Origin of the sequence: Hydrogenophaga sp. YM1, from assembly GCF_016903055.1 — a bacterium.
In the GTDB taxonomy this organism is placed as follows: domain Bacteria; phylum Pseudomonadota; class Gammaproteobacteria; order Burkholderiales; family Burkholderiaceae_C; genus Hydrogenophaga; species Hydrogenophaga borbori.
On the sequence record NZ_CP070223.1, the window covers coordinates 3,298,234 to 3,313,268 of the forward strand.

Sequence of the window (15,035 nt, forward strand, 5' to 3'; positions counted from 1 at the left end):
TCTGTGTGTCATTGCTGCACGCGGCGAGGGGCGCGGAACAGTTCGTGCTCAAGCCGATCGCCAGGGCGCACACCGAAGCGAACGACGCTGCCTTCGGCCAGCTCCAGCGTGTGCCGGCCGCGGGTGCCCGCTGCAGAGACACCGCCGCTCAGGCGCCAAGGCTGGAGACTCTCCACGCAGCGCGTGACGACCCCATTGCTCTGCAGATACACCAGGTCGATGGGGCAGCACATGAAGCCGGTGTGCACGCTGGCGCAGCGCATCAGCAGCAGGCCCTCGCCGGCGGGCAGCGGCGGCGCGAACATCAGCCCGCGCCAGCGGGCCAGGAAAGTGCCAGCGACGCGAACGCGCAGGGAATACTCTCCCGTGGCGGTGTGCAGGACAGCGTCGCGGGTGTGTGGGTGGTGCTTCATGTCCCCGCTTTCACAGTCCCGAATGCATGAACTTCATCGCGATCGGGAAAAACAAGACGATGAAGGTGCAAGGAAAGATGAACGCCAGCAGCGGGAAGAGCATCTTCACCGGGGCCTCCATCGCCAGTTTCTCGGCGCGCAGAAAGCGCTCGCTGCGGCGCTGATCGGCCTGGACCCGCAGCACGGGACCCAGGCTCATGCCCATGCTCTCGGCCTGGATCACGGAGACCACCCAATGGCCCACGGCGGGTTCGTCCAGGCGCTGCGCCATCGCGCGCAATGCCTCCGCCCGCGCCTTGCCGGCGCGGATGTCGCGCAACACGCGTTGGAGCTCGTCGCGCAACACCCCCACGGGGCCCTTGGCCACGGCCTGGGTCATGGCGCCCTGCAGGTTGAGCCCCGCTTCCACGCACAGCGTGATGACGTCGAGAAAGAAGGGCAAGGTCCTGAGCAGCTCCTTCTGGCGCGCCTTGAGCCGGTCGCCCAGCCACAGCGCCGGGTAGGCCCAGCCCATCCATGCGGCCAGGGGCAAAACCTGCAGCCATGCGCCGGCGTGGGCTGGGGCCAAGACGCTCGCGCCCCAGGCGGCCACGGCCGCCGACAGCAGCGCGCACACGCCGCGCGACGCAACGAACTGCGCCGGCTCCAGGGTGTAGTCCAGGCCGCCTTTGCGCAGGCGCCTCGCCAACGCCTCTCGCGTACGGACCGGCAACAGCGGCTCCAGGTAGTGGCTGATCCATTGGATCGGCCACCACGCCAGCCGGAACCCGAGCGGCGGCGCGTCCTTGTACTGGCGATCCTCTTCGGGCACCTGCGCGACCGCCCGGCCGAGCAACCAGGCCAGCAGCGCCACGGGCACCATGAACCCCAGCGCCAGCAGCGTCAGCACGAGCCCCGGGTGCTGCATCAGGAAAGAGGTCTGCATCGCGGGACCACCTCAGACGTCGATCGCGATGATCTTGCGGATCACCACCACGCCCATCACTTCAAGGAAGGCGATGACGCCCAGCGTCGCCCAACCCAGCGGCGTGTGCCACAGCATGGCCATGGCTTCGGGCTCCATCTTGTTGAGCACGAGCATCAGCAGCAGCGGCAACAGGCCCACCACCCAGGCCTGCAATTTGCCTTGCGCGGTGAGGGCCTCGATCTTTCCCTCCATCTGCAAGCGCGCCCGGATGGTGTGCGCGGTGCGCTCCAGCGTCTCGGCCAGACCACCGCCGGTGGTGGTCGCGATGCGCATGGCCGACACCACCAGCGTGGTGGTCTGCGTGGGCACACGCCGGGCCAGGTTGGCGAGGCTCTGCTCCAGCGTGACGCCCAGGCGCTGCTCGCGCAGCAGCAGCGCGAACTCCTGGGCCAGCGGTGGCGCGCTCTCGGCGACGAGCTGCTGCAGGCCCGAGCTCAGGCCAACGCCGGCCCGCATGCCCCCGCTGAGCATCATGAGCGCGTCGGGCAACTGCGCCTCGAACTGGCGCAGGCGGCGCCGGCGCATCCTCGCGTAGACGCAGCGCGGCAGCAGCGCCAGAGCAAAGAACGCGGGCAGCGCGAGCAGCGCGCTGCCGGTGAGCAGCCAGGTGGCCAAGGCCCCCAGCGCCATGACCGCGAGGTTGGCCGCGAACAATTTCTGCGGCGCGATGAACAGGAAAAACTCCTGCGCCTGGAAGCGGGTGCGTTCGGTGAAGGCCGCGCGGTAGCGCTGCAGCGACACGGTGCCCAGGTCGATCACGAACCAGGCCAGCAAAGCACCCGACACGGCCACCACCACGACAACCCACAGAAAGACCGGGCCCATGGCGATCAGGCCTCCAGCACCGGCGCTTGCACGGGCTTGAAGATGTTCAGATCCAGCGCCTGTCCCATGGCCCGCAGCTCTTCGTAGAACGTGGGCACCATGTCGCAGCCGGTGAAGTGGCCGCGCATCTTGCCGTCGGGGCCGCCGTAGCCCTGAGGCTGGAAGCGGAACAGCTCCTGCAGCTGCACCTTGCCGCTTTCCATGCCGCACACCTCGGTGACGCTGGTGACCCGCCGCGTGCCGCAGGCAAACCGCGTCTGCTGCACGATCAGGTGCACCGCGGAGGACACCTGCTCCCGGATGGCCGCCAGCGGCAGGTCCATGCCCGCCATCAGCACCATGGTCTCCAGCCGCGCCAGCGCATCGCGCGGTGCGTTGGCGTGCAGCGTGGTCAGCGAGCCGTCGTGGCCCGTGTTCATCGCCTGCAGCATGTCGAGGGTTTCGCCGCCGCGGCATTCACCGACGACGATGCGGTCCGGCCGCATGCGCAGGGTGTTGCGCACCAGTTCGCGGATCGGAACGGCCCCCTTGCCCTCCACGTTGGCCGGCCGGGACTCCAGGCTGATCAGGTGCTCGTGGTGCAGCTTGAGTTCCGCAGCGTCTTCCACGGTGACGATGCGTTCGCCCGACGGAATGAAGTTGGACAGGATGTTGAGCAGCGTGGTCTTGCCCGAGCCGGTGCCGCCCGAGACCACGATGTTCTTGCGTGCCACCACGCAGACCTCGAGGAAGGCCGCCATCTCGGCGCTGATCGAGCCGAAGCGCACGAGATCGGCGGCGGTGAGCTTGTGCTTGGCGAACTTGCGGATGGTCAGGCAAGGGCCCTTGAGCGCGAGCGGCGGGATGACGGCGTTGACGCGCGAGCCGTCCTTCAGCCGGGCGTCGACCATGGGCGAGGACTCGTCGATGCGCCGCCCCAGTGGCGCCACGATGCGCTCGATCACGCCCATCACCGCGCGGTCGCCGGTGAAGCTCAGCGGGTGCCGCAGCAGGCGCCCTGCCCGCTCGACGTAGATCTCGTCGTGGCGATTGACCATGATCTCGGTCACCCCCTCGTCGGCCAGCAGCGCTTCCAGCGGCCCCAGGCCAACCGCCTCGTCGAGCACCTGCTGGCACAGCTGCGCCCGGTCGATGCCGGGCGGAATGTCGCCATCGAGCTCGGCGAGGATCTGCCGCACCAGGCCCGCGGTCTCCTCGCGCAGCCGATCGTCGCTCATGGAGGACACGTCGTGGCGGCGCAGGTCCATGGTTTCGATGAGCTTGCCGTGCAGCCGGCGGCGCCACTCGAACTCCCGCAGCCGCTCAGCCCGGCAGGGACCGCCCTCCTCGGGCGAGGGCTGGGCCACGGCCTGGGGGGACGCGGCCACAGGCGCGGGAGAGGCCGGCGGGGGATTCGCCGCCGGGGGAACCGGCGTCACGCGCAGTTTGTATGGCCCGATGCCGATCACGTCGTCCGGCCGCAGTGGCCCGTGCTGTCCGCTGATGCGCTGGCCGTTGACGAGCACAGCGCCGAAGGCCCCCAAGTCCTCCAGCCACACCCCCGACGGCGTGGCGAACAGGCGCGCGTGCTCCTTGCCAATGCGCCAGCCCTCCAAGCGCACCTCGCTGTGGGCGCCTTTGCCGATCACGCTCTCGTCGGGCGCTTGCAGACGGCTCACGGCACCGTCCGCGGATTCGATGTCGATCTGCAACATGTGCGTTTCTCCGCTCGGATTCAGCGAACCGGCGCCACCAGCGAGAGCCCGGTCGAGACGACCCAACCCCGCTGTTCGCCCGCCTGAACGGCCAGCCACCGGCCGCGCGGTGCCAGGTCCAGTGCACGCATCGGATCGCCGCGCCGCAGGCGCACCAGCACGGACGCGTTGATGTCCGGCGTGAGCCGCAGCAAGGCCCCGTCCGCGCCGGCCCACAGCTCGACATCGCTCAAGGGCAGCTGCCGCAGCGTCAACGCAGCGCCCACGGTGGCCGTTGGCTGGGGAGGCTCGGGCAGCGCCACCCCGGCGCCGTCACCCACGGCGCCCGCCTGCGCCGGTTCGTGCCCCGGCTGCAAGGGTTCGCTCAGGTGAGGCGGTTCGCCGAGCCGCTGCTGCAAGCGTTCGTTGATCTTCTGCGCACGGTCGACCAGCCCGGGTGAATGCGCGTCGACGACGGTCGGCGTGACGAAGATGACCAGTTCGGTTTCCTTGTTCTGGAAGCGTCGGGAGCGAAACAGCGCGCCCAGCACGGGGATGTCGCCCAGCAGCGGCACCTTGTCGATGCTGGTGGCCTGTTCGCGCTGGATGAGGCCGCTGAGCACGATGGTCTGGCCATCGCGGACGTTGAACTCGGTGCTGGTCTTGCGCGAGAGCAAGGCCGGCCCCGACGGGGTGGCGACCGATGGATCGATCTGGCTGACCTCGGTCTCGACGGTGGCGCGGATCACCCCGCTGGCGTCCACGCGGGGCTGGATGTCGAGCTTGACCCCATAGGGCTTGAACAGCACCGACGGTCCGTTGACCGTGGACACCGTGTACGGGTACTCGCCACCAGCCAGGAAGCTGGCCTTGGCGCCATTGCGCGCGGACAGCTGCGGCTCGGCCAGCACGGTGCTGCGGCCGCTCTGCGCCAGCAGGTTCAGCTGCGCGCCCAGGCCCGCGTTGAGGGCGCTCATCAGCGTCAGGCCGCTCGGTAGTGGAATGCCGGTGGTGGTGCCGTCGGCATTGGTGATGGGCAGGCCACCCGTGCCGGCCGGGACGTTGATCTGGTAGGGCCCATGGCCCCGGCCGGCCGGGGCCCAGATGCCGCCGAGGGCCGCACCACCCGCGGCGGACCACTTCAGGCCGATCTCGCGCAGCTCGTCGACGGGAAACTCGACCACCTTGACGTCCAGCAGCACCATCTGCTCCCAGCCGAGCCGGTTGGTGAAGTTGACGATCTGCGGATAGGCTTTGGCCAGGGCGTCGATCTTGGCGAGATCGACATCGCTCAGCTGCTCGCCTTCGACGATCACCTTGTCGCCAATCACCGAGGCGCGCGCCTTGGGAATGGTGGAGAGGAAGGCGGCGACCTCGCGCGCCACGCGGCTCAGGTCACCCGCGACGATGTTGATCTTGATGCGCTGGTAGCGCCCGTCGGCGTTCCAGATGAACAGCGACGAGGTGCCCACACCGTTGGCGAACAGGATCACCTCCTTGTCGTCGAGCGCGGCGGCCGTGAGGATGGCCCCGTTGCCCACCGCAATGCGCGCCACGCCGGGCGCGGGGAACACGCGCGATTCGCCGGTGAACATCTCGATTTCGGCGATCTGGCCGTCGTCATCGGCTTTTTTCACCGGGGTATAGGGCCGGGCCGATACGCCCGCGGACCGGCGGACCTTGGCCTCGGCGGAGGGCTTGAGAATGGGCGCGTAGCCATTGACGACCCCACCCGCCGCGGGAGCGGTGGGGGCGGCGGATTCGACGGCGTGGGCCGGCGCCAGCAGCAAGCCACTCGCCAGCGCCAACCACAGGGCGCGCCACGGCCGCGTGTGAAGGAAAGAGAAAGGTGTGGGCATTCGAGTCCTCATGGCGCCGTGTCGGTCGCGTTGTTCGCCTCGGAGCGCCCCATGGCCGACGGCGGCGCGCCCCGCGGGTCCAGGCGCAGTCCTTCGGGCGGCAGCTTGGCGCCGCGCCCGCCGTACAGCACCGGCACGTTGGCGGCGAGAGAGGCGTTGGTGCCGCCCAGCCAGGCCGCAAGGTCGGGCGCGGCGCCGGGGGCGGTGGCCTTGTCCTGTGGGTTGCGCAGCAGCGCCGTGAGCCTGCCGGCCTCGCGCGCCACGGTGATGTTGCGCGCCTGCTGCGGGTCGGCGTCCAGCGTGACGGTGGAATACAGGCGCCGCTCGCCGCTCTTGGGATCGTCCACCGAGCGCTGGCCAGTGGCCATGACCTCGATGCCCTGCAAGAGCGTGAAGGTGCTCTTGCGGCCCTGGCGCTCGAGGCTGACCAGCAGATCGATCCGGTCGCCCGGCTCCAGCAGCCCGGAGATGGAGTTGATTTCGTCCACTGGCACGGTGATGGCGCGGTGGCCCGAGGCGACGCGCGCCGAGAAGGTGGGCACCTTGCTGCCTTCGACCATGCTCCACAGAACCGCCTCGCCGCCTTTCACGTCGTAGGCCAGCGCCCGCCCCTCCACGCGATCGAACTGCTCGGGCGTGAGCGCCAGGCTGTGCGCGTAGTCGGCCGGGATGGGCCGCACCGCCAGGTTGTCGCTGGACAGGCGCTGCCCTTTGGCGAGGTCGACCTTGGCCACCACGAGGTCGACCATGTGGCCCTTGCCACGCGCCTCGATCTCGGCCAGTTGGTTGAACAGGTAGCTGCGCGCGCCGAGCGCTGCGAGCAGGCCGATGGCCAGGGCGACACCCAGCACGATCCAGGTCTTGTTGGGGCGCAGGGCGGACAAGGCGAAGAAGGGTTTCATCGAAAGCAAGGGCTCAGGTGGGCAAGGACAGCGCGTAGGCGAACCGTTGGTAGGCCACGCGCAAGGCGTCAAGCAGTTGCCAGAGCACGCTCTGGTCGTTCCACAGGCCGATGCCCAGGGCCAGCGCCAGCGCGAGGCAGACGACCACGTACTCCAGGCTGGCCTGGCCGCGTGCGGCGCCGCGGGCCGGCAGGGGGGCGGAGCGAGAGGGAATCACGGCATCACCTCCAAGGCCGTGACGGTGTTCAGCACCACGCTGGAGCGGCCGTCCGGCAGGCGACCGATGACCGCCGTGGCCTCTTTGCCCACGCCTTTGAACCACATCACACGACCGTCTGAAGCCGTGCCGGTCGTGGCGTCGTGCTGCAACTGCAGCCCGTCCTCTTGCATCAAGGCCGTCAGGGCCCGGCCATTGAGCGCACCGCCCGCGCCGTTGCTGTAGACCAGTTGGCTCGACAGGCGCTTGCCATCGCGCGACGCGGTCTGGCTCAGGATGCGCGAGTCGGCCGGCAGGCGCTGCAGCCAAGCCTGCGTTGGGCGCTGGGCCTGCTCGCGGTGCCGGGCGGCGCTCTCCAGGTCGCTGACCGCGACCAGCGCGCGCGTGCCACCGGCCACGCTCTCCAACTGCACGGTGAGGTAAAAGCCACCGTCGGCGCGGCCCAGGATCAGCTTGTCCCCCAGGCGGCTCTCGACCATCGGTCGACCCAGGCTCTGCCGCAGGGAGCGCGCCACCTCGTCGCGCGGGCGGTCCGATAGAAAGCCACGGATGCGCATGGGCACGCCGCCGACCTCAAGCGCGTCGCCGACCGACCAGTTCTGCGCGTGCGCCGGCAGATCGACAACAGGCCAGGCGCGTTCGGCCCGCGCAGGAACCCCCAGCAACACCGCCCACCCGCCGATCGCCACAGCCAGATGCCGCGCCTTGTGCGTTGACAGTCTGGTGCTCATTGGACAAGCCTCCGTGCGGCGCACCGCGGAGCTGAGCGCCCAGGGAACGGCCCGGCGGCGCTCATGGCTGCGGCCCCAGGCGATCCGGTGGCACCGCGTCCTGCCAGAAATCGAGTCGGCCGAGCCGGGGTGCCTTCAATCCCCCGGGCAGTTCGACCGCCTCCACGATCGGATCGACGGCCGGCGACGCCCCACGCAACAACCCGCCCGGAAAGACAAAGGGGTCATTCAGCTGGGCCTGCACCTCGGCAGGGCCTTGCCCTGTCCAGGGGTCGATCAGCAGGCTTGTGCTGCGGACCAGGGCGAGGCCGAGGCGGTCGAAGGGTTCGTAGGCCCGCAAGGCCGCCGGCATATCGGCCAACGCAACGCGCACGTGGGTGGTGTAGATGCCCCGACTGGAGAGCGACAGCGGGCCACGCAGCGGGAACGCGTCGCCGTCGCTGGCGGCGGCAAAGCCGTCGGCGTGCGCGCTGCCCTGTTGGCGACCAAAACCCAGCGCCACGGCGCCGAAGGACGGGATCAGGGCCTCGCCGTCGGGACGGCGCCAGAAGGGGTTGCGGTGGGCGTCGACGTCAGCCGCGGCGTCGTGGGTCTTGATCGGCGCCTGCGTGTTGCTGAAGAAGCGGCGGCGCACCTCGTCGGCCAGTTGGGCTTCGGGCACGAAGCGGCCCACCGCGTCGTTGCGCACCGTGGCCGCGAAGGCCGTGTAGCGCGCGGCCATTTGCGTGCTGTGCGCAATGTCCTGGTACTTGCCGATGAGCGGCATCAGCAGGAACAGCGGCACCAGCGCCAGAGCGACGACAAGGAGCTCGGTCAATGCCTGGCCTTGCTGAAGGTGCGCGCACCGCCGGTGGAATCGGGAGCGCGATACCGACGTCCCGAACGCGCAGACCAGGGGAAGGAAGGCGTTCATGGCGTCGTGACCCCCTGCCGGGCCCTTGCCATCGCCGCATACGGCGCGGCATCGATCAGGCGCACCTGCCAGTACGGATTGAAGAGGCTTGCCAGCTCGGCCTGGCCGTCGGCGCGCGGCGAGGGCCTCTCGAAATGCACCTGCGATGCCGACACGGCCGCATAAATGCCCCGCGCAGGCTGGCCTGAGTAGCGGTTCAGGCGCTGCGAGGGCCGCACCGTCGAACGCGCGTCGGAGGTGCGCGTCTGGGCCGCGTCGCGCATGACCCGCACCGCGAAGTCCAGCCGTGCATCGAGCGGGCTCGACCCGATTCCGCCGCGGGACAGCGCGGCGGCCGACAACCCGTAGAAGCTCGGTAGGCCGCTGTAGTGCCAGTCACTGGACGAGGCCATCGACGTGGCGCGCGGGTTGTCCCGTGCGCCCGGCGCATCACCGTTCCCGCCAGACCCGTCGCCAGCCGCCTGGGCACCATAGCCCAGGGGGTCTTCGCCGCTGCGACACCGCGGGACCCAACGGCCGCGCAGCCGGTAGCGCCACATCGAGACCGTGTCCAGGGCGCGCCACTCGTCGTAGCCCACCAGTGTGGTGCCGCCCGCGCGTTGGACGTCGTCGAAGTGCAGCCCGAGGTCGACACAGGTGGGCGCGCGGGCCTCGCTGCGCCAGCGCCTCGACGGCACGAAGGGGTCCAGGCCCGTGGCCGCCAGCGTGGCCTGCTTGAAGCGCTCGCGTTCGTCGCCGCTGTAGCGGTGCATGAACGGCTGGTCGTCGAAGTCGGCGAACCCGTCCTTCAGCGGCATGGCGTCGACCACGACGTCGCCATCGCCGGCGTAATTGGCCTGCGCCACTTCGTCCATCACGGTCTGGCGCACCGCCGGCAAGGCCACCGCCATCGCGGCCTGGGCGGCTTGCAATGCGAGCTTGGCGGCCTCGGCGGGCAGGACCGCGACCTCCGTGGCGAGTTGCACCGCTTGCGCGGCGGCTTCGACCGCGCCGGTGGCATTGGCGTAGAACAGGCCGACGCAGACCGGCGCGTACTCGACCATGCCCTTGACCGTGGGCTCGGCGTACTGCGGCACCTCGCAACCCAGGCGCGCCGTGCTTTCGGCATGGGTCTGCACGTACTGCGCCCACGACGACAGGCTGACCAGCTGCGCGATGGTGACTTCGTTGGCGATGAGGGCCCGGTTGGTGTAGGCCACGAAATTGAGCGCGCGCGCGTTCATCACGCCAGCGCTGTAGGCCACGGCGTCGGCCGTGTTGACGAGCTTGGTTTTCTCGCGTGAGAGTTGGCCGGTGTTGAACAGGAAGAAGAGCGCGGCCAGTCCGCCGATGAGGACGAACAGGCCGTACACCAGCGCCTGGCCCTGTTGCCGGGCACTGATGGCGCTCCCCCCGCTCAAGCCCGGCCCGCGCAGCGGGCGAAGGGCAGTTGGCATGGTTTCAGATCAACGGTGGTGACTGGGCGCTTGTGACCGCGCCGTCAGCGGGACTCGTTGTTCTGGTAGCTGCCCAGGCCCTTCTTCTTGTTGCCCTCGGCCTGCGCGCTGTCGGCCGCGGTCTTGGCCTGGTTGATCGCGGCGTCCGCGGACTGACCCGACACCTCCAGGGCAATGCCCGCGGTCTGGTTGCGGATGGTTTGCCCGAAGAACTGGTACACGCCGATGGCCGCCACGGCGATCAGGGCAACGATGACGATGTACTCGGTCATGCCCTGGCCGCGCTGGGCGGCTCGGGGCGAAGGCGTTCTGTGCGCTTGCGGACTCATGACACTCCCTGGATTGGCTGGTGTTGTTGGGCACCGGTTGCCCGGCGCCCCCGCACTCTAGGAAGCCGCGCTAGGGACGCGAGGACCAATCAAGGGGATTTAATGAAAACAAAAGTAATACGTCCGCTGGTCCAGTCTTTTTCCCACAAACGTGTAGCTGCCGATGGCGCCGCAGGCCCCTTTCACGCCGCCGCCACCCGCGGCGCCGGCCGCGCCTCGCGGATCGGCAGATGGATGAGCGCCGCGCCCACGGCCAGCACGATGTCCACATACCAGACCCAGTCGTAGGAACCCGTGGCCTCGAAGACGCGCCCGCCCAGCCAGGCGCCGAGGAAGCCGCCCACCTGGTGCGTGAACATCACCGCGCCGAACAGCATGGCCATGTTGCCCGTGCCGAAAAACTTGGCCACCAGCCCCACCGTGGGCGGCACCGTGGACAGGAAGCTCAGGCCCATCACGGCCGCGAACACCAGCAGCACCGCCTCCGTCTTGGGCGCCAGCAGGAACACCAGCACCGCCAGGGCGCGCGTGGCGTAGACCAGGGCCAGCAGCGACTTCATGCGCCAGCGCCCCACGGCCCAGCCCATGGCCAGGCTGCCCACGATGTTGAACAGCCCGATGACGCCCAGCGCCCAGGCGCCCACCGGTGCCGGCAGGCCGCAGGCCGCCACCACGCCCGGCAGGTGCGTGGCCAGGAAGGCCACGTGGAAACCGCAGACGAAGAAGCCGGCCGCGAGCATGAGGTAGTCGCGGTGCCGCAAGGCGCGCTGGAGCGCCTCGCGCGCCGGCAGCGCCGCCGGGGCGGCGGCCTGAGCCGCGCCGCTGGGCCCGCCGCGCAGCACCCAGGCCGCCGGCAGCGCCAGCAGCGTGATGAAGGCCAACGCCTGCAGCGCCCCCACCCAGCCCAGGCTGGCCGTGAGCCCGGCCGCGATCGGCGCCATCACGAACTGGCCGAAGGAGCCGCCGGCGTTGACGACGCCCGTGGCCATGCCGCGCCGCTCGGGCGCGATGTGGCGGCTGGCGGCGGCCATCAGCACCGAGGGCCCCGCCATGCCCGCCCCACCCGCCGCCAGGATGCCCAGCGCGAAGATCAGGCCCAGCGTGGTCGTCATGTAGGGCGTGAGGAAGGTGCCCGCGGCCACCAGCAGCACGCCGATCACCAGCACGCGGCCCGCGCCCACGCGGTCGGCGAAGGCCCCCGCGAAGGGCTGCGTGAGGCCCCACCACAGCTGGCCGAAGGCGAAGGCCAGGCTGATGCTGCCCACGCCCAGGCCGGTGGCCGTGTTCAGGGGCGACAGGAAAAAGCCCATGGTCTGGCGCGTGCCCATGGTGAGCGCGAAGGCGCCGGCCGCCGCCAGCAGCACCAGCCACCACAGGCGGGCGCGGGGTTCACTCGTTGTCATGGTGGGGCTCCGCGCCGTCCAGCAGCGCCAGGGATTGATCGATGAGGGCGTGCAGCGCGACCACGCGCGCCGCGCCCAGGCGTTGGTTCACCGTTTCCTGCGCCGCGCGCCAGCGGCGCTGCGCCTCGGCGCGCTTGGCCTGGCCCTCGGGCGTGGCCTGGATCAGCCAGCTGCGCGCGTCCGGCCCGGCGGCCTGCTCCACCCAGCCCGCGTCGATGAGCGGGCGCAGGTTGCGCGACAGCGTGGACGCGCTCATGTGCATCTGCTGCGCCAGCTCCACCGCGCGGATCGGCCCGAGCTTGGCGATGTAGGACAGCAGCGAGTACTGCGTGATCTTCAGGCCGGACTTGCCGACCTCGGCGTCGTACAGCGCGCCCACGGCGCGCACCAGTTGGCGCAGCTTGAGGTTGGTGCACCCCTGCGGCTTGGGCGGCGCGGATGACACGGCGGCGACAGTCGACATGGCAACGATTGTATCTACAATTCATGCATATACAACCTTCACGGAGCGACCGATGAGCGACACCCTGCAACGCTGGCTGGACGAGGAAAAGGCCGTGCTCGAGGCCATGGCCAAAGGGCCGGGCGCGGGCGTCTCCACGCCGCAGCAGGTCGCGGGCAAGAGCGGCCTGGAGCTGATGCAGGCCATGCTGCGCGGCGAGCTGCCCTTCCCGCCCATCGCGGCCACCATGGACTTCAACCTGGTGGCCGTGGCCGACGGCATGGCCACCTTCCAGGGCGCGCCGCTGGCGCGCCACCTCAACCCCATGGGTTCGGTGCACGGTGGCTGGTTCGCCACCCTGCTCGACTCGGCCCTGGGCTGCGCCGTGCACACCAAGATGCCGCCGGGCCGGGCCTACACCACGGCCGAGCTGGGCGTGAACCTGGTCAAGGCCCTCACGCCCAAGGTGCAGCGCGTGCGGGCCATCGGGCAGGTGATCCACGCCGGCCGCCAGCTCGCCACCGCCGAGGCCCGCCTGGTGGGCCCGGACGGCACCCTGTACGCGCATGCCACAACGACCTGCCTGGTCTTCGAAGCTCGGTGACAATCGACCCCATGCGACTCCTCCACACCATGCTGCGCGTGGGCAACCTCCAGCGCTCGATTCACTTCTACACGAACGTGCTCGGCATGAAGCTGCTGCGCACCTCCGAGAACCCCGAGTACAAGTACTCGCTGGCCTTCCTGGGCTTCGAGAGCAACCCGGCGCAGGCCGAGATCGAGCTCACCTACAACTGGGGCGTGGAGCAGTACGAGATGGGCACGGCCTACGGCCACATCGCCCTGGGCGTGCCCGACGCCTACGCGGCCTGCGAGAAGATCAAGGCCGCGGGCGGCCAGGTCACGCGCGAGGCCGGTCCGGTCAAGGGCGGCACCACGGTCATCGCCTTCGTGACGGACCCGGACGGCTACAAGATCGAGCTGATCCAGCGCGCCGACGACCACGCCGCCGGCCAGGGCTTGCGCTGAGGCCCCGCCCCCAATGAAAAAGGCCCGGTCGAACCGGGCCTTTTGTCTGGCGAACGGTGCCGCGCTCAGCGCACGATCACCACCTCGACCCGGCGCGCCTCGGCGTCGGCGCCCGTGCCGGTGGTCACGGCCGGCTTGCTCAGTTCCAGGCTGCTTTCGGCCACGCCCGCGCCCACCAGGGCGTCGCGCACCGCGAAGGCGCGCTGCTTGGCCAGCTCGGCGTTGAAGGCCGGGTCGCCGGTGGCGTCGTGAAAGCCCGAGACCACCAGGCGCGAACCGCCCTTGGCGGCCTCGATGGCCTCGGCCAGCGCGGCCAGCGCGCCGGAGGCCAGATCGGCCTTGCCGGTGGCGAAATAGAACTTCACCACACCGTTGTCGACCACCACGCTGGCGTCGGTGGCGGAAATGGCAATGGTGCCCGGCGCCGGCGCGGCGGTGGCCGATGCCGCGGGAGCGGCCTTGTCGCCGCGCGCCTTGAACACGCCCAGGCCCAGTACGCCAGCGATGATCAGTGCGATGAGGGAAATCAGGACGACCGCGACGACGCGTTGTTCGGGTTCGTTATCCTGTGTGGCCATGCAAAAAGCTCCTGTGGTGTGCGTGAATCGGCGAATCCGGCATTGTAGGCAGGCCGGATGAAGCCCCTGCGCACCTGGATCCCCGAACAGCGCGACGGCGCGGCCATGATGGCCGAGACCCTGGCCGACTGGCGCGCCCAGGGCGAGCGCCCGGACCTCTGGGTGTTCGGCTACGCCTCGCTGGTCTGGCGGCCCGAGTTCGAGGCCGCCGAGAGCCGCCCCGGCCGCGTGCATGGGCACCACCGGGGCCTGCAGATGTGGAGCCGCGTCAACCGCGGCACGCCCGAATGCCCGGGCCTGGTGTTCGCGCTCCTGTCGGGCGGCAGCTGCGACGGCCTGGCGCTGCGCGTGCCGCACGAGCAGGTGGAGGCGCTGATGCCGCGCCTGTGGGCGCGCGAGATGCCCAACCCCGTCTACGACCCCAAGTGGCTGCGGGTGCAGACCCCGCAGGGCAGCGTGCGCGCGCTGGCCTTCACGCTCTCGCGCCGCAGCCCCAGCTTCACCGGCCAGCTCACACCCGAGCGCTACCGCGACATCTTCTCGCGCTCCTGCGGGCGCTACGGCACCACGCTGGACTACGCCCGCCGCACGTTTGAAGGGCTCAAGGCCCACGGCATCCACGACCACGCGCTGGAAAAGCTGCTGCAACTGGCCGACTGATCGGCCGCCTCACTACACTGCCGCCATGAACATCGCCGACCTGCGCAAGAGCTACGAGAAGGCCGAGTTGAGCGAGGACGCCTCGCACGCCGACCCGCTGCAACAGTTCGACCAATGGCTGCAGCAAGCCATCGCCGCCCAGGTGCCCGAGCCCAACGCCATGACCCTGGCCACCGTGGGATCGGACCTGCGCCCGAGCTCGCGCATCGTGCTCATCAAGGGCTACGACGAGCGCGGCGTCGTCTGGTACACCAACTACCACAGCCGCAAGGGCCGCGAACTGGCGGGCAACCCCTACGCGGCGCTGCAGTTCCATTGGGTGGAGCTCGAGCGCGTGGTGCGCATCGAGGGTCGGGTGGAGTTCACCAGCGCCGACGAAAGCGACGCCTATTTCCACAGCCGCCCGCTGGACAGCCGCATCGGCGCCTGGGCCAGCCCGCAGAGCGAGGTGATCGAGGGCCGCTCGGTGCTGGTGGCCAACGCGGCGAAGTACGGCGCGCAGTTCCTGCTCAAGCCGCCGCGCCCGCCGCACTGGGGCGGCTACCGGCTGGTGCCGGACAACTGGCAGTTCTGGCAGGGGCGCAAGAGCCGGCTGCACGACCGGCTGCGCTACCGGCTGCAGGACGGCGCCTGGGTGCGCGAGCGGCTGGCCCCCTGA

General features: G+C 70.1%; 18 protein-coding genes. 4 read left to right on the plus strand and 14 right to left on the minus strand.

Annotated elements, in window-relative coordinates:
* Positions 1-8 precede the first annotated feature (8 nt).
* The 13 genes from JNX00_RS15490 to JNX00_RS15550 form a co-directional block, all read right to left on the minus strand.
* A complete protein-coding gene (locus JNX00_RS15490) occupies positions 9-413 on the minus strand; it encodes a DUF192 domain-containing protein (protein ID WP_204742816.1) in 405 nt (134 codons plus the stop codon).
* Positions 414-423: 10 nt separating this feature from the next.
* Complete coding sequence (locus JNX00_RS15495) at positions 424-1,338, minus strand: type II secretion system F family protein (RefSeq protein ID WP_239478156.1); 915 nt, start codon at positions 1,336-1,338, stop codon at positions 424-426.
* A gap of 12 nt (positions 1,339-1,350) precedes the next feature.
* Positions 1,351-2,205 (minus strand): type II secretion system F family protein, encoded by an 855-nt coding sequence (locus JNX00_RS15500; RefSeq protein WP_204742817.1) that lies wholly within the window; start codon positions 2,203-2,205, stop codon positions 1,351-1,353.
* Between the two features lie 5 nt (positions 2,206-2,210).
* A complete protein-coding gene (locus tag JNX00_RS15505; RefSeq protein WP_204742818.1) occupies positions 2,211-3,899 on the minus strand; it encodes an ATPase, T2SS/T4P/T4SS family in 1,689 nt (562 codons plus the stop codon).
* Positions 3,900-3,919: 20 nt separating this feature from the next.
* The gene (locus JNX00_RS15510; protein ID WP_239478157.1) at positions 3,920-5,737 is read right to left on the minus strand and encodes a pilus assembly protein N-terminal domain-containing protein; all 1,818 of its coding nucleotides are present in this window, start codon (positions 5,735-5,737) and stop codon (positions 3,920-3,922) included.
* 8 nt (positions 5,738-5,745) lie between these two features.
* The gene (gene cpaB, locus JNX00_RS15515) at positions 5,746-6,639 is read right to left on the minus strand and encodes a Flp pilus assembly protein CpaB (protein WP_204742819.1); all 894 of its coding nucleotides are present in this window, start codon (positions 6,637-6,639) and stop codon (positions 5,746-5,748) included.
* 13 nt (positions 6,640-6,652) lie between these two features.
* Entirely contained in the window at positions 6,653-6,856 is a 204-nt protein-coding gene (locus JNX00_RS15520) for a hypothetical protein (protein WP_239478158.1), read from the minus strand.
* A complete protein-coding gene (locus JNX00_RS15525) occupies positions 6,853-7,587 on the minus strand; it encodes a hypothetical protein (RefSeq protein ID WP_204742820.1) in 735 nt (244 codons plus the stop codon). The genes JNX00_RS15520 and JNX00_RS15525 overlap by 4 nt, the downstream gene beginning before the upstream one ends.
* 61 nt (positions 7,588-7,648) lie before the next feature.
* On the minus strand, positions 7,649-8,500 hold the full coding sequence (locus JNX00_RS15530) for a hypothetical protein (protein WP_204742821.1): 852 nt from the start codon (positions 8,498-8,500) through the stop codon (positions 7,649-7,651).
* Complete coding sequence (locus JNX00_RS15535; RefSeq protein ID WP_204742822.1) at positions 8,497-9,936, minus strand: pilus assembly protein TadG-related protein; 1,440 nt, start codon at positions 9,934-9,936, stop codon at positions 8,497-8,499. Before JNX00_RS15535 ends, JNX00_RS15530 begins: the two co-directional genes overlap by 4 nt.
* Positions 9,937-9,980: 44 nt before the next feature.
* Positions 9,981-10,265: a hypothetical protein gene (locus JNX00_RS15540; protein WP_239478159.1), complete on the minus strand. Its 285-nt coding sequence runs from the start codon at positions 10,263-10,265 to the stop codon at positions 9,981-9,983.
* A gap of 182 nt (positions 10,266-10,447) precedes the next feature.
* Positions 10,448-11,668 carry an MFS transporter gene (locus JNX00_RS15545; protein ID WP_204742823.1) on the minus strand — a complete coding sequence of 407 codons (1,221 nt, stop codon included), beginning with the start codon at positions 11,666-11,668 and terminating at the stop codon, positions 10,448-10,450.
* Positions 11,655-12,131: a MarR family winged helix-turn-helix transcriptional regulator gene (locus JNX00_RS15550; RefSeq protein ID WP_070397589.1), complete on the minus strand. Its 477-nt coding sequence runs from the start codon at positions 12,129-12,131 to the stop codon at positions 11,655-11,657. The genes JNX00_RS15545 and JNX00_RS15550 overlap by 14 nt, the downstream gene beginning before the upstream one ends.
* Before the next feature lie 52 nt (positions 12,132-12,183).
* On the opposite strand from JNX00_RS15550, the gene JNX00_RS15555 reads away from it, so the two are divergent.
* Positions 12,184-12,714 carry a PaaI family thioesterase gene (locus JNX00_RS15555; RefSeq protein ID WP_139146929.1) on the plus strand — a complete coding sequence of 177 codons (531 nt, stop codon included), beginning with the start codon at positions 12,184-12,186 and terminating at the stop codon, positions 12,712-12,714.
* Between the two features lie 11 nt (positions 12,715-12,725).
* Entirely contained in the window at positions 12,726-13,139 is a 414-nt protein-coding gene (gloA, locus tag JNX00_RS15560; RefSeq protein WP_070397587.1) for a lactoylglutathione lyase, read from the plus strand.
* 65 nt (positions 13,140-13,204) lie between these two features.
* Here gloA and JNX00_RS15565 read toward each other — a convergent pair whose 3' ends face one another.
* Positions 13,205-13,717: an OmpA family protein gene (locus JNX00_RS15565; protein WP_204742824.1), complete on the minus strand. Its 513-nt coding sequence runs from the start codon at positions 13,715-13,717 to the stop codon at positions 13,205-13,207.
* Between the two features lie 57 nt (positions 13,718-13,774).
* Here JNX00_RS15565 and JNX00_RS15570 point away from each other — a divergent pair, with 57 nt between their 5' ends.
* Positions 13,775-14,377 (plus strand): gamma-glutamylcyclotransferase, encoded by a 603-nt coding sequence (locus JNX00_RS15570; protein WP_204742825.1) that lies wholly within the window; start codon positions 13,775-13,777, stop codon positions 14,375-14,377.
* A gap of 25 nt (positions 14,378-14,402) precedes the next feature.
* Positions 14,403-15,035 (plus strand): pyridoxamine 5'-phosphate oxidase, encoded by a 633-nt coding sequence (pdxH, locus tag JNX00_RS15575; RefSeq protein ID WP_204742826.1) that lies wholly within the window; start codon positions 14,403-14,405, stop codon positions 15,033-15,035.